Source organism: Variovorax sp. 160MFSha2.1 (assembly GCF_048305075.1).
In the GTDB taxonomy this organism is placed as follows: domain Bacteria; phylum Pseudomonadota; class Gammaproteobacteria; order Burkholderiales; family Burkholderiaceae_C; genus Variovorax; species Variovorax guangxiensis.
The window spans coordinates 3,666,720-3,688,773 of sequence record NZ_CP157624.1 but is presented as its reverse complement, the minus strand read 5'-3'; the positions used below and the strand labels follow the sequence as shown (position 1 = coordinate 3,688,773).

Here is a 22,054-nt window from a genome sequence, read left to right as displayed (position 1 = left end):
GCCAGGCAGCCTCCGCATGCTCAAGCAACGCATCATCACGGCGATCGTGCTCCTCGCGATCCTGCTGCCGGCGCTGTTCTACCCAAGCTATATCCCCTTCGGCTGCGTCATGCTGGTGCTGATCGGCGCCGCCGCCTGGGAGTGGGGGCGTCTGAACGGCTATGGGCAGGGGGTGTCGCTGTTCCTCGGTGCCGAGACGGTGGTGCTGTGCGGGCTCTCCTGGTGGCTCGGGCTGCTGGAGCAACCCCTGGTCGTGATGTGGACCCTGGCGAGCGCTGCCTGGGTGCTGGGCGGCGCGGCTTTGCTGCGCGTGGCAGTGCCGGGCTGGCCCCGCATTCCGCGAGGGCTGCGGCTGGTCGGTGGCCTGCTGGCGCTGTGGGTAGCGTGGCTGGCCGCGGTGCAGGCGCGCATGATCGGCATCAACTTCCTGCTGTCGATCCTCGTGCTGGTGTGGGTGGCCGACGTATTCGCCTATTTCGCCGGCCGGGCCTTCGGCCTCAAGTTCACCCGCAACAAGCTCGCTCCGGCGATCAGTCCCGGCAAGAGCTGGGAAGGCGTGTGGGGCGGCATGGTCGGCGTGGTGGTGCTGGCTTTCGCCTGGGTCTGGGCCGACAAGGCCGCGGGCGCCACGGTGGCTAGCCTGTATACCCGTCTCGCCGAGCGTGGCTGGTGGCTGCTGCTGCTGGCCGCGCTGTTCCTCGCGGCCATGAGCGTCGTGGGCGACCTCGTCGAATCTCTCATCAAGCGCAGCGCCGGCGCCAAGGACAGTAGCAGGCTGCTGCCCGGCCACGGCGGCGTCCTCGACCGCGTGGATGCCCTCTTGCCGGTGCTTCCCATTGCCATGATGCTGGCTTTCCTGTGAATTCACCTAGAAGACAACGCGTCACGGTGCTCGGCTCGACCGGTTCGGTCGGCGTGAGCACGCTCGACGTCATTTCGCGCCACCCCGAGCGCTTCGAGGTTTTCGCGCTTTCCGCGGCCACCAAGGTCGACGAGTTGCTGGCGCAGTGCGCCCAGTTCACGCCCAGGTTCGCCGTGATGGCCAGCGCGCCGCACGCCGCGCTGCTGGCCGAGAAGCTCCAGCAGAATGGCCTGAAGACGGTCGTGTTGATGGAGGGCGATGCTCTCGAAACGATAGCGTCGCACGACGAGGTCGATTCCGTGATGGCCGCCATCGTCGGTGCCGCCGGCCTGGGGCCATGCCTGGCTGCCGCGCGCGCCGGCAAGCGCCTGCTGCTGGCCAACAAGGAGGCGCTCGTCGTCGGTGGCGAACTCTTCATGCGCACCGTGCGCGAGGGCGGGGCGACGCTGCTGCCCATCGACAGCGAGCATTCCGCCATCTTCCAGTCGCTGCCCGAAGACCCGTCCACCTGGGCGCGGCGCATCGACAAGATCATCCTGACCGCCTCGGGTGGCCCGTTCCGCACCCGTGCGCCGGAAACCCTGGGCGCGGTGACGCCCGAGCAGGCCTGCGCCCATCCGAACTGGGTCATGGGCCGCAAGATTTCGGTCGATTCGGCCACGATGATGAACAAGGCGCTCGAGGTGATCGAGGCGCGCCATCTCTTCGGCGTCTCGCCCGAGCAGATCGAGGTGGTCATCCATCCGCAGAGCGTGGTGCACTCGATGGTGCAGTTCACCGACGCGTCGGTCATCGCCCAACTCGGCACGCCCGACATGCGGGTGCCGATCGCGGTGGGCCTGGCCTGGCCCGAGCGCATCGAAAGCGGCGCCGCGCGGCTCGACTTCCGGCAGATGGGCTCGCTGACCTTCGAATCGCCCGATGCGGCGCTTTTCCCCGGGCTGGGCCTTGCATGGCACGCGCTGCGCGCCGCGCCCGGTACGACGGCTGTGCTCAATGCCGCCAACGAGGTCGCAGTTGAAGCATTCCTCAACCGCCGCCTGCGTTTCGATTGCATACACGCGGTCAACATGGAAACTTTGGAAAGAGTCGCCCCCTCCAAGCCGGCATCGCTGGCCGACCTGCTGGCGATCGACGCCAGCGCCCGGGCGGCAGCCAATGCCGCGGCGCTGCGATTCGCTGCCTGACGCCTCCCTCGTAAAGCAAGGACTCCGATGCTGCTTACTGTCATAGCCTTTGTGGTTGCGCTCGGTGTCCTGATCGCGGTGCACGAATACGGCCACTATCGTGTGGCGGTGGCCTGCGGCGTCAAGGTGGAGCGCTTCTCCGTCGGTTTCGGCAAGGCGCTTTTCCGTTGGCAGCCCAGGCGCCAGCATCCGGGCCAGCAGACCGAGTTCGTCATCGGCGCATTTCCCTTCGGCGGCTACGTCAAGATGCTCGACGAGCGTGAAGGCCCCGTGGCACCCGAGGAACGCCACCGCGCCTTCAACACGCAGCCGCTGCGTTCGCGCGCGGCCATCGTGGCCGCGGGGCCGATCGCCAATCTGCTGCTGGCGGTGGCGCTCTATACGGCAGTCAACTGGATCGGCGTGCAGGAGCCGGTCGCCACATTGGCGCGGCCGGTGGCAGGCTCCCTTGCCGAGTCGGCGGGCCTGAAGGGCGGCGAGCACATATCCCGGGCTGGGTTCGATGGCGAGCTGACGCCGGTCCAGTCCTTCGAGGACCTGCGCTGGCGCATGACGCGCGGAGCGCTCGATGGTCGTGACCTGAAGCTCGAGGTCGCGGGCGAGGGCGGTCGGCCCGCGCGCGAGTTGGTGCTCCCGCTCAGCCGCATGGAGACCAAGGATGCCGATCCGCAGATGTTCCGCAAGATCGGCGTGCTGGCGCCCCTGACGCGCCCCGAGATCGGCGAAGTCATGAAGGGCAGCGCGGCCGAAGCGGCGGGCCTGCTCGACGGCGACGTGGTGCGCGCCATCGGCGGCACGCCGATCATCGACGGGCAGCAGCTGCGCGAGGCGATCCGGGCGTCGGTCGACGGTGGCCAGCCGCGCACGCAGGCATGGCAGATCGAGCGCGGCGGCCGGGCGCTCACCATCGACGTGAAGCCCGAAGTGCGGGAAGAGGGCGGCGCCAAGGTGGGGCGCGTGGGCGCCTATGTTGGCGCGCCGCCCGAAATGGTGACCGTGCGCCAGGGCGTGGTCGACGGCATCTGGCGCGGTGTGGTGCGTACCTGGGAGGTTTCGGCGCTGACCGTGCGCATGATGGGCAAGATGGTCATCGGCGAGGCGTCGATCAAGAATCTCAGTGGTCCGCTCACCATCGCGGACTACGCGGGCAAGTCCGCAAGCCTCGGTTTCACCCAGTACCTGGTCTTCCTGGCGCTCATCAGCGTGAGCCTCGGGGTGCTCAATCTCATGCCGCTGCCGGTCCTCGATGGAGGACACCTGATGTATTATCTTTGGGAGGGCCTGACCGGCAAGAGCGTCTCTGACGCCTGGATGGAACGGCTTCAGCGCGGGGGTGTGGCCCTGCTGCTGGTCATGATGTCGGTCGCACTCTTCAACGACGTCACGCGGCTCTTTGGTTAACTTTCTGCCGGCCCTTTCCGTGCCGGCTCAATTCACAGATGAACAAAAACTTCAGTCGCTTTCGCCTGCGTAGCGTTGTCGCGGTGGTTGCCAGTGCGCTTGCGGCTTCGGCCGCCTGGGCAGTCGAACCTTTCACGGTGCGCGACATCCGCGTCGAAGGCCTGCAACGCGTCGAGGCCGGTACGGTCTTCGCGTCGCTGCCGCTTCGCGTGGGCGATACCTACAGCGACGAGCGCGGCTCCGCCGCGATTCGCGCGCTGTTCGATCTGGGGTTGTTCAAGGACGTGCGCATCGACGTGAACGGCAACGTGCTGGTGGTCATCGTGGAAGAGCGTCCGACCATCGCCGATGTCGACTTCGTCGGCACCAAGGAATTCGACAAGGCCGCGCTGCAGAAGGCGCTGCGCGAAGTGGGCCTGGCCGATGGCCGCCCCTACGACAAGGCTCTGGCCGACCGTGCGGAGCAGGAGCTCAAGCGCCAATACGTGAGCCGCAGCCTCTACAACGCGCAGGTCGTGACCACCGTCACGCCCATCGAGCGCAACCGCGTCAACCTGACCTTCACCGTGACCGAAGGCGAGTCGGCCCGCATCCGCGAAGTGCGCGTGGTGGGCAACAAGGCCTTCAGCGAATCGACGCTGCTGAGCCTGTTCGACCAGGACAGCGGCGGCTTCATGAGCTGGTACACGAAGTCGAATCAGTATTCGCGCGCCAAGCTCAACGCCGACCTCGAAACCCTGCGCTCGTACTACATCACGCGCGGCTATCTCGAGTTCCGCATCGACTCGACGCAGGTCGCGATCTCCCCGGACCGCAAGGACCTGACGGTGACGGTGAACATCACCGAAGGCGAGAAGTTCGTGGTGTCGAGCGTCAAGCTCGATGGCAACTACCTCGGCCGCGACGACGAGTTCAAGTCGCTCATCACCATCAAGCCGGGCGAGCCCTACAACGGCGAGCAGGTCACGGAGACCACCAAGGCGTTCAACGACTACTTCGGCACCTTCGGCTACGCCTTTGCGCGCGTACAGGCACGCCCCGAGATCGACCGCGTCAACAACCGCGTGGCCCTCACGCTACAGGCCGAGCCCTCGCGCCGCGTGTACGTGCGCCGCGTTTCGGTCGGCGGCAACAACAAGACCCGCGACGAGGTGATCCGTCGCGAGTTCCGCCAGTACGAGGCCTCCTGGTACGACGGGGACAAGATCAAGCTCTCGCGCGACCGCGTGGACCGCCTGGGCTTCTTCACCGAAGTGAACGTCGATACGCAGGAAGTGCCCGGCTCGCCGGACCAGGTGGACCTGACCGTCAGCGTGGTTGAGAAGCCCACTGGCAGCCTGCAGCTCGGCGCGGGCTACTCCAGCGCGGAAAAGGTCGCGCTGACCTTCGGCATCTCGCAGGAGAACGTGTTCGGCTCGGGCAACTTCCTGGGCGTGCAGGTCAACACCAGCAAGTACAACCGCACGCTGTCGCTGACGGCTACCGACCCGTACTTCACGGCCGACGGCATCTCGCGTACTTTCAGCATCTACCACACCACGACGCGTCCGTACCAGACCTCGACCGACGGCGACTACAAGCTGGTGAACCAGGGCGCATCAGTGCGCTTCGGTGTGCCGTTCAGCGAGGTCGACACCGTCTTCTTCGGCGTCGGCATCGAGCGCTATGCGTTCGATCCCAACAGCTCGACCGCCTTCTCCGGCCTGTACACGCCGCCGTCGTACCTCAACTACTTCCAGTGCAAGAAGGACCCGACGGGCCTGCTGGTCACCGGCTGCGACCAGAAGAGCGTCTGGGGCATTCCGCTGAGCGTCGGCTGGGGCCGCGACAGCCGCGACAGCGCGCTGATCCCGACCACCGGCCGCCTGCAACGCGCCAACCTCGAGGTGGGTGCCGCCGGCGACATGAAGTACGTCAAGACGAACTACCAGTACCAACAGTTCTTCGCAATCAACAAGCAGTACACCTTCTCGATCAACGGCGAGGTCGGCTACGCCAAGGCCTTCGGCAACAAGGTCTATCCGATCTTCAAGAACTTCTACGCGGGTGGCCTGGGTTCGGTGCGCGGCTTCGAGCAGAACTCGCTGGGTCCGCGTGATGCGCCGCTGTTCCTGCAGAGCGAAGGCGCGGCCATCGGGGGTACGAAGAAGGCGATCTTCAATGCGGAGCTGAGCACGCCGTTCCCCGGCGCCGGCAACGACCGCACCCTGCGTCTGTACGGCTTCTTCGACGTCGGCAACGTCTTCGGCACCCGTGCCGCCGGCGTGACCGACGAGCAATGGAAGGCCGAGAAGAAGCTGCGCGCCTCGGTCGGCCTTGGCGTCAGCTGGATCTCGCCGCTGGGCCCGCTGCGCCTTGCCTACGCCTTCCCGATCAAGTCCCAGAAGGAAGTGGGGCAACCGTTCACGGCAGGCTATATCCCGAAGGATAGAATTCAGCGCCTCCAATTCCAGATCGGAACGTCTTTCTAAATGAAGCATTTGATCCGCGCCGCGGCCGGCGCGTTGTTGATTCCCGCTTTCGCACTTGCCACGGCACCTGCCCAGGCACAGGCGCAGGAAACTTTTCGCATCGGCTTTGTGAACCCGGACCGCGTGCTGCGTGAAGCGCAGCCCGCGAAGACTGCCCAGGCAAAGCTCGAGGCGGAGTTCCTGAAGCGCGAGAAAGACCTGACCGCGCAGGGCGATGCCCTGAAGGCTGCTTCCGAGAAGTTCGAGCGCGAGGCTCCCACCCTGTCTGAAACCCAGCGCGTTGCCCGCCAGCGCGCCCTGGTCGATCAGGACCGCGACTTCCAGCGCAAGCGCCGCGAGTTCCAGGAAGACCTGAACGCGCGCAAGAACGAAGAGCTCCAGCAGGTCTACGAGCGCGCCAACCGCGTGGTGAAGCAGGTGGCCGAGGCCGAGAAGTACGACGCCATCCTGCAGGAAGCGATCTACATCAATCCGAAGCACGACATCACCGACAAGGTGATCAAGGCGCTGAACGCGTCCGTCGCTTCTCCTGCGCCCGCGGCCGGCAAGTAACGCCGCGAACCGGCGTGTCACTGCAGCTCGGAGCCATTGTTGACGCCCTCGGGGGCGAGCTTCATGGCGATGCGGCGCTGTCCATCGAGCGGCTCGCGCCTCTCCAGAATGCACAGCCCGATGCGCTCAGCTTCCTGAGCCATCCCAAATACCAGCAGGAACTGGCGGCTTCGAAGGCCGCCTGCGTGATCGTGTCGCCCGCCATGCGCGAGGCAGCAGCTGCGCGTGGCGCCTACATCGTCACGCCCGATCCGTACCTCTACTTCGCCCGTCTCACGCAGCTGTGGAAGGCGCACCATGTGCGCCCGGAGGCCGACCGCGTCCATCCCAGCGCGGTGATCCATCCTGAAGCGCTGCTCGACGCCACGGCGCGCATCGGCGCGCTGTGCGTGGTGGAGCGGGGCGCCCGCATCGGCGCGGGCACCGTGCTGAAGTCGCGCGTGACGGTCAGCGAGGACTGCGTCATCGGCGAGCGCTGCCTGCTGCATCCCGGCGTGGTGATCGGCGCCGACGGCTTCGGGCTCGCCCCGCACGAGGGGCGCTGGGTCAAGATCGAGCAGCTCGGCGCGGTGCGCATCGGCAACGACGTCGAGATCGGTGCCAACACCTGCATCGACCGCGGCGCGCTGGACGACACCGTCATCGAAGACGGCGTGAAGCTCGACAACCTGATCCAGATCGGCCACAACGTCCGGGTCGGCAAGAACACGGCCATGGCGGGCTGCGTCGGTGTGGCCGGGAGCGCCATCATCGGGGCCGGCTGCACCTTCGGTGGCGGCGCCATCGTGCTGGGGCACCTGACGGTCGCCGACGGCGTGCATGTGTCGGCCGCGACCGTGGTCACCCGGTCCATCCACAAGGCCGGCCAATACACCGGCATGTTTCCCATCGATGACAATGCGAACTGGGAAAAGAATGCGGCAACGCTCAAGCAGTTGCACAGCCTGCGCGAACGACTGAAGGCGCTGGAGAAGGCTCCCTCGAAAAAATGACGACGATGCAGGAACAGAAAATCATGACGACGCTCGATATCCATCAAATCCTCAAGCTGCTGCCTCACCGCTACCCGTTCCTGCTGGTGGACCGCGTGCTGGACATGGAAAAGGGCAAGCGCATCACGGCGCTCAAGAACGTGACGATGAACGAGCCGTTCTTCAACGGCCACTTCCCGCACCGCCCTGTGATGCCGGGCGTGCTGATGCTCGAAGCGATGGCCCAGGCGGCGGCGCTGCTGTCCTTCCATTCGCTGGACATCGTGCCGGACGACAACACCGTCTACTACTTCGCTGCCATCGACGGCGCCCGCTTCAAGCGTCCGGTGGAGCCGGGCGACCAACTCACCCTCGAAGTCGAGATCGAGCGCATGAAGGCGGGCATCTCCAAGTTCAAGGGCCGGGCCCTGGTGGGCACCGAGCTCGCCTGCGAGGCGTCGCTGATGTGCGCCATGCGCCAGATCAACTGATGGCCGGCCGCAGCCAGTTGCTTCTTCACAAGGCATGACCCAGGTTCATTCGACGGCCGTCGTCGACCCCCAGGCACAGCTCGACGCCTCGGTGTCGGTCGGGCCCTATACCGTGATCGGCCCGCACGTGCGCATAGGCGCGGGCACCACCATCGGCGCGCACTGCGTGATCGAGGGCCGCACCACCATCGGGCGCGACAACAGGATCTTCCAGTTTTCGTCCCTCGGCGCCGTTCCGCAGGACAAGAAATACGCCGGCGAGCCTACCGAGCTCGTCATCGGCGACCGCAACGTGATCCGCGAGTTCTGCACCTTCAACCTCGGCGTGCCGGGGGCAGGGGGCGTCACGCGTGTCGGCAACGACAACTGGATCATGGCGTACACGCACATCGCCCACGACTGCCGCGTCGACGACCACACCACGCTCGCCAACAACACCACGCTGGCCGGGCATGTGCACCTTGCCGACTGGGTGACGGTCGGCGGGCTCACGGGCATCCACCAGTTCGTCTCCATCGGAGCCCACGCCATGCTCGGCTTCGCGAGCGCGGTCACGCAGGACGTGCCGCCTTTCATGCTGGTCGACGGCAATCCGCTGGCGGTGCGCGGCTTCAACATCGTCGGCCTGCGCCGGCGCGATTTCTCCGCGCAGCGGCTCGCAGCGGTGAAGCAGATGCATCGCCTGCTGTACCGCCAGGGCAAGACGCTCGACGAGGCGCGCGCAGGCATCGCCGCGCTGGCCACCGAAATGCCCGAGGCGGCCCGCGACGTCGCGCTGATGGAATCCTTCCTGGCCAATTCGACGCGCGGCATCGCGCGCTGAAGTGACGGCCATGCAGAACGACGGACAGCGACGCTTCGCGCTGGTCGCAGGCGAAGCGTCCGGCGACCTGCTCGCCGGCCTGCTGCTCGACGGCCTGCTGGCGCGCTGGCCCGATCTCCAGACCGTCGGCATCGGCGGGCCCCGCATGCTGGCCCACGGCTTCCAGAGCTGGTGGCCGCAGGAAAAGCTCGCGGTGCGCGGCTACATCGAGGTGCTGCGGCACTACGCCGAAATTGCCGGCATCCGCCGCCAGCTCAAGGCGCGGCTGCTGCAGGAGCGGCCCCAGCTCTTCATCGGCGTCGACGCACCCGATTTCAACCTCGACCTCGAAGCCGGCCTGCGCAGCCAGGGCATGAAGACGGTGCACTTCGTCTGCCCGTCGATCTGGGCCTGGCGGCCTGAGCGTATCGAGAAGATCCGGGCAGCCGCCGACCACGTGCTGTGCATCTTCCCGTTCGAACCCGCCTTGCTGGCGGAGAAGGGCGTGGCCGCGAGCTATGTGGGCCATCCCGTCGCGAACGTGATCCCGATGGTGCCCGACCAGGCTGGTGCACGCGCCGCGCTGGGCCTGGCGCCCGATGCGCCTGTCGTCGCGCTGCTGCCGGGCAGCCGCCGTTCCGAGATCCGCTACCTGGCCGCCCGTTTCTTCGCCGCCGCGGCGCTGATGCACAAGGCGCGGCCGGAACTGCAGTTCGTGGCGCCCATCATTCCGGGCCTTCGCGCCGAAGTCGAAGCCTTGCTGCAGGCCAGCGGCATGGCCGGGCGCGTCAGGCTGCTCGACGGCCAGTCGCATGCGGTGCTGGCCGCCTGCGACGCCACGCTGATCGCCAGCGGCACCGCCACGCTCGAGGCGGCCCTGTTCAAGCGGCCGATGGTCATCGCCTACAACATGAACGCGCTTTCGTGGCGCCTCATGCGGCGCAAGCAGCTGCAGCCCTGGGTGGGATTGCCCAACATCCTGTGCCGCGATTTCGTGGTGCCCGAGCTGCTGCAGGAGGCGGCCACCCCCGAGGCGCTGGCCCGGGCCACGCTCGACTGGCTGGACGCGCCTGAAAAGACCCGGGCGCTGCAACAAAGATTTTCAGAGCTGCATGTGCAATTGCAGCGCGATACGCCCACACTCTGCGCCGATGCGATCCAGAAAGTTCTTGAAGGCTGAGCAGGCCCCGCTGGTGTGGGACGCACCCGGCCTGATCGCGGGCGTCGACGAGGCGGGTCGCGGGCCCCTGGCCGGGCCCGTGGTGGCTGCAGCCGTGATCCTCGACGACATGCGGCCCATCCGCGGTCTCGCGGACTCCAAGACGCTGACCGCGCTGCAGCGCGAACGCCTGCACGACCAGATCCTCGCCAAGGCGCTGTGCTGCTCCATCGCGCAGGCTACCGTCGAGGAAATCGACACCCACAACATCCTGCAGGCGACCATGCTGGCGATGCGCCGGGCCGTCGAGGGGCTGCGGCTCAAGCCGGTGAAGGTGCTGGTCGACGGCAACCGCCTGCCCACGCTGGACGTGCTCGCCGAGGCCATCGTGAAGGGCGACGCCCGGGTCAAGGCGATTTCCGCCGCGTCGATCCTGGCGAAGGTGCACCGCGACCGCCTGTGCGAGCAACTGCACGTCGAGTTTCCGCACTACGGCTTTGCGGGCCACAAGGGCTACGGCACGCCGGAGCATCTGGAGGCGCTGCAGCGCCACGGTGCCTGCGTGCATCACCGGAAGTCCTTCAGCCCGGTGGCGGCGGCGCTCCTCCGCACCGGCGGCGTCCTGAACGTGATGCTTCCGGCCGAATCCGATGGGCAGCCGGCGATGGGCATCGGTGCCATCGAGGTCGCGCGGTCCGAGCTTCGCGCTGCTCCCTGAACCCGGCCCGATGACTTCCGATACCGGCGCCAGCCACATCAGCTCGCGCGACAACCCCCTGCTCAAGGACTTGCGCAAGCTTGCCCAGGATCCGGGCGCCTATCGCAAGCTGGGCCGCATCTGGCTCGAGGGCGACCATCTGTGCCGGGCGGCGCTGGCGCGGAGCGTGAAGCCCTCCATTGCCGTGTTCTCGGAGTCGTTCTGGCCGAAAGCGCCGGCGGAGTGGTCGATCGGTGCTATCAAAACCGTAGTTGTCGCGGACAGCCTGCTGCGCGACGTCAGCGGCCTCGAGTCGCCAGCGCCGATGGGCTTCGTGCTCGACGTACCGGCCCGCCCCGAATTGCTGCCTGATGCCCCGAGCGTCGTGCTCGACCGTCTGCAGGACGCCGGCAATGCCGGCTCCATCCTGCGCAGCGCCGCCGCATTCGGCTTCGCGCAGGTGATCGCGCTCAAGGGCACGGCCGCGCTGTGGGCGCCCAAGGTGCTGCGCGCCGGTATGGGGGCGCATTTCGGCCTGCGGCTGATCGAAGGTGTGGACGCAGATGTGCTCGACAGCCTGAGAGTGCCCCTGGTGGCGACCAGCTCGCACCGCGGCGACTGGCTGCACAAGGCCGATCTGCCGCATCCCTGCGCCTGGCTTATGGGGCACGAGGGGCAGGGCGTTTCGGCGGCGCTGGAAGCCCGGGCCTCGCACCATATCCGCATCGCGCAGCCGGGCGGAGAGGAGTCGCTGAACGTGGCCGCGGCCGCCGCGATCTGCCTGCATGCGAGCGGAGCAGCCCTGCTGGCCGAATAACACACCCAGTCCGGGCTACAATCGGGGGCTTACTCGCAAATCAGCGTCGCCCGGCCGCCTACAACGCCATCTTCCCCTTAAGCAGCAGTCCCCAGGCTATACGCCTGAGGCTCCGGGCGACCGTAACCATCCGGAGAACCCAGTGCTTTTGTCTCTCAAGGGAAGTTTCCCGCCCGCCATCCTGGCGCTCGCAGACGGCACGGTCTTTCTCGGCAACTCGATCGGAGCCACCGGCTCCACGACCGGTGAAGTGGTGTTCAACACCGCCATGACCGGTTACCAGGAAATCCTCACCGACCCGAGCTACTGCCAGCAGATCGTGACGCTCACGTATCCGCACATCGGCAACTACGGCGTCAACGGCGAGGACATCGAAGCCGACAAGATCCATGCCGCGGGCCTGATCATCAAGGACCTGCCCCTCGTCGCCTCCAACTTCCGCAAGACCGCCACGCTGACCGAGTACCTCGTGTCCGGCAACACCGTGGCCATCGCGAACATCGACACCCGCAAGCTCACCCGCCACCTGCGCACCAACGGCGCCCAGAACGGCTGCATCCTGGGCCTTGCCGCGGGCGAGACCGTGACGCAGGCGCTGATCGACAAGGCCATCGCCTCCGCCAAGGCCGCGCCGAGCATGGCGGGCCTCGACCTCGCCAAGGTGGTGTCGGTCAAGCAGACCTACGAATGGACCGAGACCGAGTGGAAGCTGGGCTCGGGCTATGGCGTGCAGATCACGCCGAAGTTCCACGTCGTGGCCTTCGACTACGGCGTCAAGAAGAACATCCTGCGCATGATCGCCCAGCGTGGCGCGCGCATCACCGTGGTGCCGGCGCAGACGCCCGCGGCCGACGTGCTCAAGTTGAAGCCGGACGGCATCTTCCTGGCCAACGGCCCTGGCGACCCAGAGCCCTGCGACTACGCCATCAGCGCCGTCAAGGAGCTGATCGAGACCGGCATTCCCACCTTCGGCATCTGCCTGGGCCACCAGATCATGGCGCTGGCCTCCGGCGCCAAGACCTTCAAGATGAAGTTCGGCCACCACGGCGCGAACCATCCGGTGAAGGACCTCGACAACGGCCGCGTGAGCATCACCAGCCAGAACCACGGCTTCGCGGTCGACGAGAAGTCGCTGCCGGCCAACCTGCGTCCCACCCACATCAGCCTGTTCGACAACACGCTGCAGGGCCTGGCTCGCACCGACAAGCCCGCGTTCTGCTTCCAGGGCCACCCTGAAGCCTCGCCGGGCCCGCACGACATCGGCTACCTGTTCGATCGCTTCACGGCACTCATGGAAAAGAACAAGACGGAAAAGACGGAGAAAGAGAATGCCTAAGCGCACAGACCTCAAATCGATCCTCATCATCGGCGCCGGCCCGATCATCATCGGCCAGGCCTGCGAGTTCGACTACTCCGGCGTGCAGGCCTGCAAGGCGCTGCGCGAAGAGGGCTACAAGGTCATCCTGATCAACAGCAACCCCGCGACGATCATGACCGACCCGGCCACGGCCGACGTCACCTACATCGAGCCCATCACCTGGCAGACGGTCGAGAAGATCATCGCCAAGGAACGCCCCGACGCGATCCTGCCGACCATGGGCGGCCAGACCGCGCTGAACTGCGCGCTCGACCTGTGGCGCAACGGCGTGCTCGACAAGTACACGGGCGCTGCCACCAACAGGCCCGTCGAGCTGATCGGCGCCACGCCCGAGGCCATCGACAAGGCCGAAGACCGCCTGAAGTTCAAGGACGCGATGACCAAGATCGGACTGGGCTCGGCCCGTTCCGGCATCGCGCACTCGATGGAGGAGGCGTGGGCGGTGCAGAAGCACGTCGGCTTCCCGACCGTGATCCGCCCCAGCTTCACGCTCGGCGGCACCGGCGGCGGCATCGCCTACAACCCGGAAGAGTTCGAGACCATCTGCAAGCGCGGCATCGAAGCCTCGCCGACCAACGAGCTGCTGATCGAAGAGTCGCTGCTCGGCTGGAAGGAGTACGAGATGGAAGTCGTGCGCGACAAGGCCGACAACTGCATCATCGTCTGCTCCATCGAGAACCTCGACCCGATGGGCGTGCACACCGGCGACTCGATCACCGTGGCGCCCGCGCAGACGCTGTCCGATAAGGAATACCAGATCCTGCGCAACGCCTCGCTGGCCGTGCTGCGCGAGATCGGCGTGGACACCGGCGGCTCGAACGTGCAGTTCTCCATCAACCCGAAGGACGGCCGCATGGTCGTCATCGAGATGAACCCGCGCGTGTCTCGTTCGTCGGCGCTGGCCTCCAAGGCCACGGGCTTCCCGATCGCCAAGGTCGCGGCCAAGCTGGCCGTGGGCTACACGCTCGACGAGCTGCGCAACGAGATCACCGGCGGCGCGACGCCGGCGTCGTTCGAGCCCTCGATCGACTACGTCGTCACCAAGATCCCGCGCTTCGCGTTCGAGAAGTTCCCGCAGGCAGATTCGCGCCTGACGACGCAGATGAAGTCGGTGGGCGAGGTGATGGCCATGGGCCGCACTTTCCAGGAATCGTTCCAGAAGGCGCTGCGCGGCCTCGAAGTCGGCGTCGACGGCATGAACGAGAAGACGCAGGACCGCGAAGTGCTCGAGAAGGAACTGGGCGAGCCCGGCCCCGAGCGCATCTGGTACGTGGGCGATGCCTTCGCCCAGGGCATGAGCGTCGATGAAGTGTTCGCGCTCACGAAGATCGACCCGTGGTTCCTGGTGCAGATCGAGGAGATCGTGAAGATCGAGCTCGAGCTGGAGACCAAGTCGCTCGACGACATCGACGCCGCCACGCTGCGCCTGCTGAAGCAGAAGGGCTTCTCCGACCGCCGCCTGGCCAAGCAGCTGCGCACCACCGACACCGCCATCCGCGAGAAGCGTCGCGCCCTGGGCGTGCGCCCGGTCTACAAGCGCGTGGACACCTGCGCGGCCGAGTTCGCCACCAACACGGCCTACATGTACTCGACCTACGAGGACGAGTGCGAGGCCGACCCGAGCGACAAGAAGAAGATCATGGTGCTCGGCGGCGGTCCCAACCGCATCGGCCAGGGCATCGAGTTCGACTACTGCTGCGTGCACGCCGCGCTCGCCATGCGCGAGGACGGCTACGAGACCATCATGGTCAACTGCAACCCCGAGACCGTGTCGACCGACTACGACACCTCGGACCGCCTGTACTTCGAGCCGCTGACGCTGGAAGACGTGCTCGAGATCGTCGACAAGGAAAAGCCGCTGGGCGTGATCGTGCAGTACGGCGGCCAGACGCCGCTGAAACTCGCCCTCGACCTGGAAGCCAACGGCGTGCCGATCATCGGCACCTCGCCCGACATGATCGACGCTGCCGAAGACCGCGAGCGCTTCCAGAAGCTGCTGCACGAGCTCAAGCTGCTGCAGCCGCCGAACGCCACCGCGCGCACCGAAGCCGAGGCGCTCGAGAAGGCCTCCGAACTGGGCTACCCGCTGGTGGTGCGCCCGAGCTACGTGCTGGGCGGCCGCGCGATGGAAATCGTGCATGAGCAGCGCGATCTGGAGCGCTACATGCGCGAAGCCGTCAAGGTCAGCAACGATTCGCCGGTGCTGCTCGACCGCTTCCTGAACGATGCCGTCGAGTGCGACGTCGACTGCCTGCGCGACGCGGAGGGCCAGACGCTCATCGGCGGCGTGATGGAGCACATCGAACAGGCCGGCGTGCACTCGGGCGACTCCGCCTGCTCGCTGCCGCCCTACAGCCTGGGCGCCGAAACGGTGGCCGAACTCAAGCGCCAGAGCGCCGCCATGGCGGCCGCACTGAACGTGGTCGGCCTGATGAACGTGCAGTTCGCCATCCAGCAGAAGGACGGCAAGGACGTCATCTACGTGCTCGAAGTGAACCCGCGCGCCTCGCGCACCGTGCCCTACGTGAGCAAGGCCACCGGCATCCAGCTCGCCAAGGTGGCGGCCCGCTGCATGGCCGGCCAGTCGCTGAAGTCGCAAGGCATCGAGAAGGAAGTGACGCCGCCGTACTTCAGCGTGAAGGAAGCCGTGTTCCCGTTCGTCAAGTTCCCGGGCGTGGACACCATCCTCGGCCCCGAGATGAAGTCGACCGGCGAAGTCATGGGCGTGGGCAAGACCTTCGGCGAAGCTTTCGTGAAGTCGCAGCTGGGTGCCGGTACGCACCTGCCGAAGTCGGGCAAGGTCTTCATCTCGGTGAAGAACAACGACAAGGCGCGCGCGGTCGAAGTGGCTCGCGGCCTGGCCAAGCTGGGCTTCGAGCTGATCGCGACCAAGGGAACGGCCGCCGCCATCAACGCTGCCGGCGTCGAGTGCGCGACGGTGAACAAGGTGACGGAAGGCCGCCCGCACATCGTGGACATGATCAAGAACAACGAGATCGCCCTGGTCATCAACACGGTCGAAGAGCGCCGCAACGCGATCACCGACTCGCGCCAGATCCGCACCTCGGCGCTGCAGGCGCGCGTGACCACCTTCACCACGATCTTCGGCGCCGAAGCCGCGGTCGAGGGCATGGGCTTCATGGACGAGCTCGGCGTGATCTCGGTGCAGGAAATGCACGCGCAACTGGCCGCGGCCTGAGCGTCATCGCGATCATGGAAACGCAGCTCGTCGAACTCGGCCTGACCGACTGGAACGCGGCCACGCCCAACGAGGCGTGGATCGCGGAGCTGGAAGCGGGCAAGGTGCTGTACTTTCCGCGCCTGGGTTTCGAGCTGCTGCCCGAAGAGCGCAGCCTGCTCACGCCCGGCCTGCTGTCGCCCGATGTGCGCAACATCAGCCTCGACGCCAACGGCAAGCTCAAGGGCGCCGTGGGCGACGAGGCGGTACAGCGGACGGCTGCCGCGATGGTGGGGCGCTTCAGGGCGCAGGCCACGCAGCTCATCCACGGGCTGCTGCCGCACTACGCGCCGGCGCTGCGGCTGGCGCCGACCAGCTACCGTCCTGCGCAGGTCGAGACGCGGGTGCAGTCGTGGCGCGCCGACGACCGGCGCCTGCATGTCGATGCATTCCCGTCGCGGCCGAACTACGGCGAGCGCATCCTGCGCGTCTTCACCAACGTGAATCCCGACGGCGCGCCGCGCGTGTGGCGCGTGGGCGAACCCTTCGAGGACATCGCGAAGCGCTTCCTGCCGCGCGCCAAGCCTTACTCGCGCTGGCAGGCCAAGCTGCTGCAGGCGCTGCATGTGACCAAGTCGTTCCGCAGCGAGTACGACCACCTCATGCTGCAGCTGCACGACGGCATGAAGTCGGACATGGCCTATCAGGAGAACTCGCCGCAGGAAACTGCGAAGTTCCCGCCGGGTTCGGTGTGGGTCTGCTTCTCCGACCAGACTTCGCACGCCGTGATGGCGGGCCAGTACATGCTCGAGCAGACCCTCCACCTGGACGCTTCCAAGCAATACAATCCCGCTTCGAGCCCGCTCGCCATCCTGAGCCGGCTGACAGGACGGACGCTCGTCTGAGCGCAGTCCCCCATCGACCGCCGAACGGCAGCGTTCGGCGGTTTCGCTTTATGGAGAGAAAACTAGACATGGCGACCATCCCCATCACCAAGCGCGGCGCGGAGAAGCTGCGCGAAGAACTGCGCCGGCTCAAGTCGGTGGACCGTCCTGCTGTCATCAATGCGATCGCCGAAGCGCGCGCGCAGGGTGACATCAGCGAGAACGCCGAATATGAATCCGCCAAGGATCGCCAGGGCTTCATCGAAGGCCGCATCCTGGAGATCGAGGGCAAGCTTTCCGCATCGCAGGTGATCGATCCCAGCGAGCTCGACGCCGGCGGCAAGGTGGTTTTCGGCTCCACCGTCGAACTCGAGGAGGAAGACAGCGGCGATGCCGTCAAGTACCAGATCGTGGGTGAGGACGAGGCCGACCTGAAACAGGGCCTGATCAACGTGTCCAGCCCGATCGCCCGCGCGCTGATCGGCAAGGAAGAGGGCGACACCGCCGAAGTGCAGACGCCCGGCGGCCTCAAGCGCTACGAGATCGTGGCGGTCAGTTACGTCTGATCGCGGCGCGCATGAAGGACCTGAAGGACCGTATTGCGCTGATTCTGGCCGCCTTCTGGTGGGGCAGCCTGACGACGATCGGCTTTCTCGTCGTGCCGATGCTGTTCGCGAAGCTGGGCAACCCGGCGGTGGCGGGCAATTTCGCGGCGCAGCTGTTCGAGGCACAGAGCTGGATCGCCATCGCCTGCGGGGTGATTCTGCTGATCCACTTCCGCTCGAAGGCCGACGAGCGCATGAGCGGGCCGGCGATGACGACCATCTTCTTCATCCTGGGCGCGTTGCTGCTGGCGCTGCTGCAGCAGTACGCGGTGGCGCCGCGCATTGTGGCGCGGGAGAACCTGAAACTGTGGCATGCCATGGGAACGGGCATGTACTTCGTGCAGTGGCTCTGTGCCGGCGTGGTGCTGTGGCGCGTGGGAGGCCGCACGGCGGGCTGAAGGCAACGACGGAACGCACGGCAAAGAAAAAGGCGGCTCGCGGGCCGCCTTTTCTCTTTTCTGTTTCTGCAGGGCGCTGCTACTCTTTCCAGTATTTCGCGACCCAGCGCGCCGGCTTGATGAACCGGAAGGCGCGGTTGCGGCGGCCAGCCAGCGCGTCGGGCGGGTTGCATTCGCCGTGGAACACCATGATCCGCGCGCCTTCGGGCACGAAGGGCTCTTCCCAATAGTTGGTCGGCCAGGTCGGGATGCCGTGGTACTTGAAGCTGGGGCACCAGCCGTCGGGCCAGTAGGACAGCTTGCCCTGCTTGTGGAGCACGTCCGACAGGTAGGTCTGCTCGTTGCGGTACTCGGCCTGGACCTTGTCCATGTTGGCGCGGAAATAGGCCAGCACGTCGGCATGGGCGCCGAGCTCGAAGCGATAAACCGAGGAGTTGCCCGTGATCCGGCCGCGCCGCCAGGGACGGTCGTAGTCGTGGATGATCAGGAACTCGCCCGGCTGCTCGAAGAAGGCGTCCAGGCTGCCCACGACGACCACGTCGAGGTCGAGGAAGAGGGCGGGGCCGCGCAGGCCGTGCAGGTCCTTCTCGAAGGTGGTGAGCTTCTTCCAGGCGCCATCGCGCTGGCCGGGGGCCAGGTGCAGGTTCAGCGGCGGAATCGGCAGGCAGGTCACCTCGGGACGCACGCCGTTGCCGTCGTCGGTCAGACAGACGAACTTGAAGTCGCAGCTCAGGTGGCGGCGGACCATCGCGTAGAGCCGGTTGACGTACTCGGGGCCGTACTTCGTGCCCCACTTCATGCAGAGGATATGGCGCTGGGCGCCTTGCGCTGGCGCCAAGTTCAATCCGCCTGGTTGCGTTTCTTGACCGACAGGGGCCGTTTCGCCTTGGCGCGCTTGATGGTGCCGCCAGGGGTGAGGCGCTGGTTGCCGAGCACGCGCAGGGTCTTGATTTCAGGGCGCTGGCCGCCGCGCTTGCTGTACTTGACGATCTTCACGTCGCGTGGGCCGGGCATGCGATCTTCGTCGACCACGCGCTCCTTCTCGGCCTTGGGGCGCCACAGCACGAGCAGCTTGCCGATGTGCTGGATGGGGGCGGCGTCGAGTTCTTCGGCCAGTTCGCGCAGCATGGCGTCGCGGGCCAGGCGGTCGTCGGAGAAGACTCGGATCTTGATCAGGCCGTGGGCCTTGAGCGCCGCGTCGGCTTCCTTCTTCACGGCAGGGGTGAGCCCGTCTCCACCGACCATGACGATCGGATCCAGGTGGTGAGCTTCGGCGCGATGCACCTTGCGCTCGGCAGGGGTAAGTTGAATGGCGGGCATCCCCGTATTATCGACCCGTACACGAAGACCCCCCATGAGCACCAAAGCCAAAAGCAAGAAAGTCAACAAGGCGTGGCTGCACGACCATATCAACGACCCCTACGTGAAGCTCGCCACGAAGGAGGGCTACCGGGCTCGCGCCGCCTACAAGCTCAAGGAGATCGACGAATCCCTCGGCCTGGTCAAGCCAGGCCAGCTGGTGGTGGACCTCGGCTCCGCCCCGGGCGCATGGAGCCAGTACCTGCGCCGGCGCATGTCGCCGGGCGGAGCCGCGGCCGGTGAACTGAACGGCACCATCGTCTCGCTCGACCTGCTGCCGATGGAGCCCATCGAGGGCGTGATCTTCCTGCAGGGGGATTTCCGCGAAGACGAGTTGCTGCAGCAACTGCTGGGCGTGCTGGCCGGGCGCAAGGCCGATCTTGTGGTTTCGGACATGGCGCCCAACCTGTCGGGCATCCATTCGGCCGACGCAGCCCGCGTTTCGCACCTGATCGAGCTCGCCATCGACTTCGCCCGGAACCACCTGAAGCCCGAGGGCGCGCTGGTGGCCAAGGTTTTCCATGGCAGCGGCTACGACGAGCTAGTGAAGCTTTTCAAGGCCAATTTCCGTGTCGTGAAACCCTTCAAACCCAAGGCGTCCCGGGACAAATCGGCCGAGACCTTCCTGGTCGGGGTAGGACTGAAGGCCGTGGATACGCCTTGATACCGGCCCGAGCAACATCCTTTGCGGCGCAAACCCATGTCAGGCTATGGCCGCATTAGGGAAATGCCAGCTTTTCGCAGCTTGAAAAGCCTAAAATGGGGCGCAATTGCGTACCCACAGCGCGTTTTTTCATTCACCTGTCACGCGCTTTAGCCTGGAGCTTCGTTTGAACAATCAGTGGTTTTCCAAAGTTGCCGTGTGGCTCGTCATCGCCATGGTGTTGTTCACTGTCTTCAAGCAGTTCGACACCCGCGGCGGCGTCGGCTCGGGGACAGTCAGCTACTCCGAGTTTCTGGACCAGGTCCGCAACAACCAGATCAAGAGCGCCGTCATTCCTGAAGGCGCCGCAGGCGGCGAGATCGTCGCTGTCACGAACGACGACCGCAAGATCCGCACGACTGCAACCGTGCTCGACCGCGGCCTCGTGGGCGACCTGATCGACCACAACGTCAAGTTCGACGTCAAGCCGCGCGAAGAAAGCTCCCTGCTCATGACCCTGCTGGTCAGCTGGGGGCCGATGCTGCTGCTGATCGGCGTGTGGATCTACTTCATGCGGCAGATGCAGGGCGGCGGCAAGGGCGGGGCGTTCAGCTTCGGCAAGAGCAAGGCCCGCATGATGGACGAGAACAACAACACGGTCACCTTCGCCGACGTCGCGGGCTGCGACGAGGCCAAGGAAGAAGTCCGTGAAGTGGTCGACTTCCTGAAGGACCCGCAGCGCTTCCAGAAGCTCGGCGGCCGCATTCCTCGAGGCCTGCTGCTGGTCGGCCCTCCGGGCACCGGCAAGACGCTGCTGGCCAAGTCGATCGCCGGCGAGGCCAAGGTGCCTTTCTTCTCGATCTCCGGTTCCGACTTCGTCGAAATGTTCGTCGGCGTGGGCGCTGCCCGCGTCCGCGACATGTTCGAGAACGCCAAGAAGAACGCTCCCTGCATCATCTTCATCGACGAAATCGACGCGGTGGGCCGCCAGCGCGGTGCCGGCCTCGGCGGCGGCAACGACGAACGCGAGCAGACGCTCAACCAGATGCTGGTCGAGATGGACGGCTTCGAAACCAACCTCGGCGTGATCGTGGTGGCTGCCACCAACCGCCCGGACATCCTGGACGCCGCGCTGCTGCGCCCCGGCCGTTTCGACCGCCAGGTCTACGTCACGCTGCCCGACATCCGCGGCCGCGAGCAGATCCTTGGCGTGCACATGCGCAAGGTCCCGCTGGGCCAGGACGTGAACCCGAGCGTGATCGCCCGCGGTACGCCCGGCATGTCGGGCGCAGACCTGGCCAACCTCTGCAACGAAGCTGCCCTGATGGCCGCCCGCCGCAATGCGCGCGTGGTCGAGATGCAGGACTTCGAAAAGGCCAAGGACAAGATCTTCATGGGCCCCGAGCGCAAGAGCATGGTCATGCCCGAGGAAGAGCGCCGCAACACGGCCTACCACGAGTCCGGCCATGCCCTCATCGGCAAGCTGCTGCCCAAGTGCGACCCGGTCCACAAGGTCACGATCATTCCGCGCGGCCGCGCCCTCGGCGTGACCATGAGCCTGCCCTCGCAGGACCGCTACAGCTACGACCGCGAGTACATGCTGAACCAGATCAGCATGCTGTTCGGCGGCCGCATCGCCGAGGAAGTGTTCATGCACCAGATGACCACCGGTGCCAGCAACGACTTCGAGCGTGCGACCAACCTGGCGCGCGACATGGTCATGAAGTACGGCATGAGCGATGCCCTTGGGCCGATGGTCTACGCCGAGAACGAAGGCGAAGTGTTCCTGGGCCGTTCGGTCACCAAGACCACGAACATGAGCGAGCAGACCATGGAGAAGGTCGACTCCGAAGTTCGCCGCATCATCGACGAGCAGTACGCCCTGGCGCGCCGCCTGATCGAGGAGAACAGCGACAAGATGCACGCCATGGCCAAGGCGCTGCTCGAATGGGAAACCATCGACACCGAGCAGCTCGACGACATCATGGCCGGCCGCGCGCCCCGTCCGCCCAAGGACTGGACGCCGCGCATCCCGCCTTCGGGCAGCGGTGGCGGCAGCGGCGGCACGCCGGCCGTGACGACCGACCCGGCTCCCAACGCAGCGTGAGCGCGAATCCGGCGTCAAACCACAACGGGGCCTCTGGCCCCGTTTTCGATGGCGAGCACGCGGCGGCCGGCAGCGCTTTCTGGCAGACCTCC

General features: G+C 66.2%; 20 protein-coding genes. 18 read left to right on the top strand and 2 right to left on the bottom strand.

Annotation, left to right across the window (positions count from 1 at the left end; genetic code table 11):
- The first annotated feature begins 16 nt into the window (after positions 1-16).
- The 16 genes from ABL838_RS16675 (at position 17) to ABL838_RS16600 (ending at position 17,853) form a co-directional block, all read left to right on the top strand.
- Positions 17-862, top strand: coding sequence for a phosphatidate cytidylyltransferase (locus ABL838_RS16675; RefSeq protein ID WP_418121207.1), 846 nt, complete (start codon positions 17-19; stop codon positions 860-862).
- On the top strand, positions 859-2,049 hold the full coding sequence (gene ispC / locus ABL838_RS16670) for a 1-deoxy-D-xylulose-5-phosphate reductoisomerase (protein WP_184637569.1): 1,191 nt from the start codon (positions 859-861) through the stop codon (positions 2,047-2,049). The genes ABL838_RS16675 and ispC overlap by 4 nt, the downstream gene beginning before the upstream one ends.
- 27 nt (positions 2,050-2,076) lie before the next feature.
- Complete coding sequence (gene rseP, locus ABL838_RS16665; protein WP_418121206.1) at positions 2,077-3,450, top strand: RIP metalloprotease RseP; 1,374 nt, start codon at positions 2,077-2,079, stop codon at positions 3,448-3,450.
- A gap of 38 nt (positions 3,451-3,488) precedes the next feature.
- Positions 3,489-5,921 (top strand): outer membrane protein assembly factor BamA, encoded by a 2,433-nt coding sequence (gene bamA, locus ABL838_RS16660; RefSeq protein WP_126024025.1) that lies wholly within the window; start codon positions 3,489-3,491, stop codon positions 5,919-5,921.
- The gene (locus ABL838_RS16655) at positions 5,922-6,473 is read left to right on the top strand and encodes an OmpH family outer membrane protein (protein WP_126024027.1); all 552 of its coding nucleotides are present in this window, start codon (positions 5,922-5,924) and stop codon (positions 6,471-6,473) included.
- Between the two features lie 14 nt (positions 6,474-6,487).
- Positions 6,488-7,465 carry a UDP-3-O-(3-hydroxymyristoyl)glucosamine N-acyltransferase gene (gene lpxD / locus ABL838_RS16650; protein WP_418121205.1) on the top strand — a complete coding sequence of 326 codons (978 nt, stop codon included), beginning with the start codon at positions 6,488-6,490 and terminating at the stop codon, positions 7,463-7,465.
- Positions 7,462-7,935 (top strand): 3-hydroxyacyl-ACP dehydratase FabZ, encoded by a 474-nt coding sequence (fabZ, locus tag ABL838_RS16645; protein ID WP_184637576.1) that lies wholly within the window; start codon positions 7,462-7,464, stop codon positions 7,933-7,935. The genes lpxD and fabZ overlap by 4 nt, the downstream gene beginning before the upstream one ends.
- Before the next feature lie 34 nt (positions 7,936-7,969).
- Positions 7,970-8,758 carry an acyl-ACP--UDP-N-acetylglucosamine O-acyltransferase gene (gene lpxA / locus ABL838_RS16640; RefSeq protein WP_418121204.1) on the top strand — a complete coding sequence of 263 codons (789 nt, stop codon included), beginning with the start codon at positions 7,970-7,972 and terminating at the stop codon, positions 8,756-8,758.
- A 10-nt stretch (positions 8,759-8,768) separates the two neighbouring features.
- Positions 8,769-9,917: a lipid-A-disaccharide synthase gene (lpxB, locus tag ABL838_RS16635; protein ID WP_126024032.1), complete on the top strand. Its 1,149-nt coding sequence runs from the start codon at positions 8,769-8,771 to the stop codon at positions 9,915-9,917.
- Positions 9,889-10,614, top strand: a complete 726-nt coding sequence (rnhB, locus tag ABL838_RS16630) for a ribonuclease HII (protein WP_260319257.1) — start codon at positions 9,889-9,891, stop codon at positions 10,612-10,614. The genes lpxB and rnhB overlap by 29 nt, the downstream gene beginning before the upstream one ends.
- Positions 10,615-10,624: 10 nt before the next feature.
- Entirely contained in the window at positions 10,625-11,410 is a 786-nt protein-coding gene (locus ABL838_RS16625; RefSeq protein WP_369662174.1) for a TrmH family RNA methyltransferase, read from the top strand.
- Between the two features lie 142 nt (positions 11,411-11,552).
- Positions 11,553-12,746 carry a glutamine-hydrolyzing carbamoyl-phosphate synthase small subunit gene (gene carA, locus ABL838_RS16620; RefSeq protein ID WP_184637582.1) on the top strand — a complete coding sequence of 398 codons (1,194 nt, stop codon included), beginning with the start codon at positions 11,553-11,555 and terminating at the stop codon, positions 12,744-12,746.
- Positions 12,739-15,987 carry a carbamoyl-phosphate synthase large subunit gene (gene carB / locus ABL838_RS16615; RefSeq protein ID WP_418121203.1) on the top strand — a complete coding sequence of 1,083 codons (3,249 nt, stop codon included), beginning with the start codon at positions 12,739-12,741 and terminating at the stop codon, positions 15,985-15,987. Before carA ends, carB begins: the two co-directional genes overlap by 8 nt.
- A 14-nt stretch (positions 15,988-16,001) precedes the next feature.
- Positions 16,002-16,871: a Kdo hydroxylase family protein gene (locus ABL838_RS16610; protein ID WP_418121202.1), complete on the top strand. Its 870-nt coding sequence runs from the start codon at positions 16,002-16,004 to the stop codon at positions 16,869-16,871.
- A gap of 68 nt (positions 16,872-16,939) precedes the next feature.
- A complete protein-coding gene (greA, locus tag ABL838_RS16605; protein WP_019652440.1) occupies positions 16,940-17,416 on the top strand; it encodes a transcription elongation factor GreA in 477 nt (158 codons plus the stop codon).
- A gap of 11 nt (positions 17,417-17,427) precedes the next feature.
- Positions 17,428-17,853, top strand: a complete 426-nt coding sequence (locus tag ABL838_RS16600; protein ID WP_418121201.1) for a DUF4149 domain-containing protein — start codon at positions 17,428-17,430, stop codon at positions 17,851-17,853.
- Between the two features lie 79 nt (positions 17,854-17,932).
- Here the strand turns inward: ABL838_RS16600 and ABL838_RS16595 are convergent, their stop codons facing one another.
- Positions 17,933-18,652: a glycosyltransferase gene (locus ABL838_RS16595; RefSeq protein ID WP_418121200.1), complete on the bottom strand. Its 720-nt coding sequence runs from the start codon at positions 18,650-18,652 to the stop codon at positions 17,933-17,935.
- A gap of 41 nt (positions 18,653-18,693) precedes the next feature.
- The gene (locus tag ABL838_RS16590; RefSeq protein WP_093202307.1) at positions 18,694-19,173 is read right to left on the bottom strand and encodes a YhbY family RNA-binding protein; all 480 of its coding nucleotides are present in this window, start codon (positions 19,171-19,173) and stop codon (positions 18,694-18,696) included.
- A 34-nt stretch (positions 19,174-19,207) separates the two neighbouring features.
- On the opposite strand from ABL838_RS16590, the gene ABL838_RS16585 reads away from it, so the two are divergent.
- Positions 19,208-19,876, top strand: a complete 669-nt coding sequence (locus ABL838_RS16585) for an RlmE family RNA methyltransferase (RefSeq protein ID WP_418121199.1) — start codon at positions 19,208-19,210, stop codon at positions 19,874-19,876.
- 166 nt (positions 19,877-20,042) lie between these two features.
- On the top strand, positions 20,043-21,962 hold the full coding sequence (gene ftsH / locus ABL838_RS16580; protein ID WP_019652445.1) for an ATP-dependent zinc metalloprotease FtsH: 1,920 nt from the start codon (positions 20,043-20,045) through the stop codon (positions 21,960-21,962).
- The last annotated feature ends 92 nt before the right edge of the window (positions 21,963-22,054 follow it).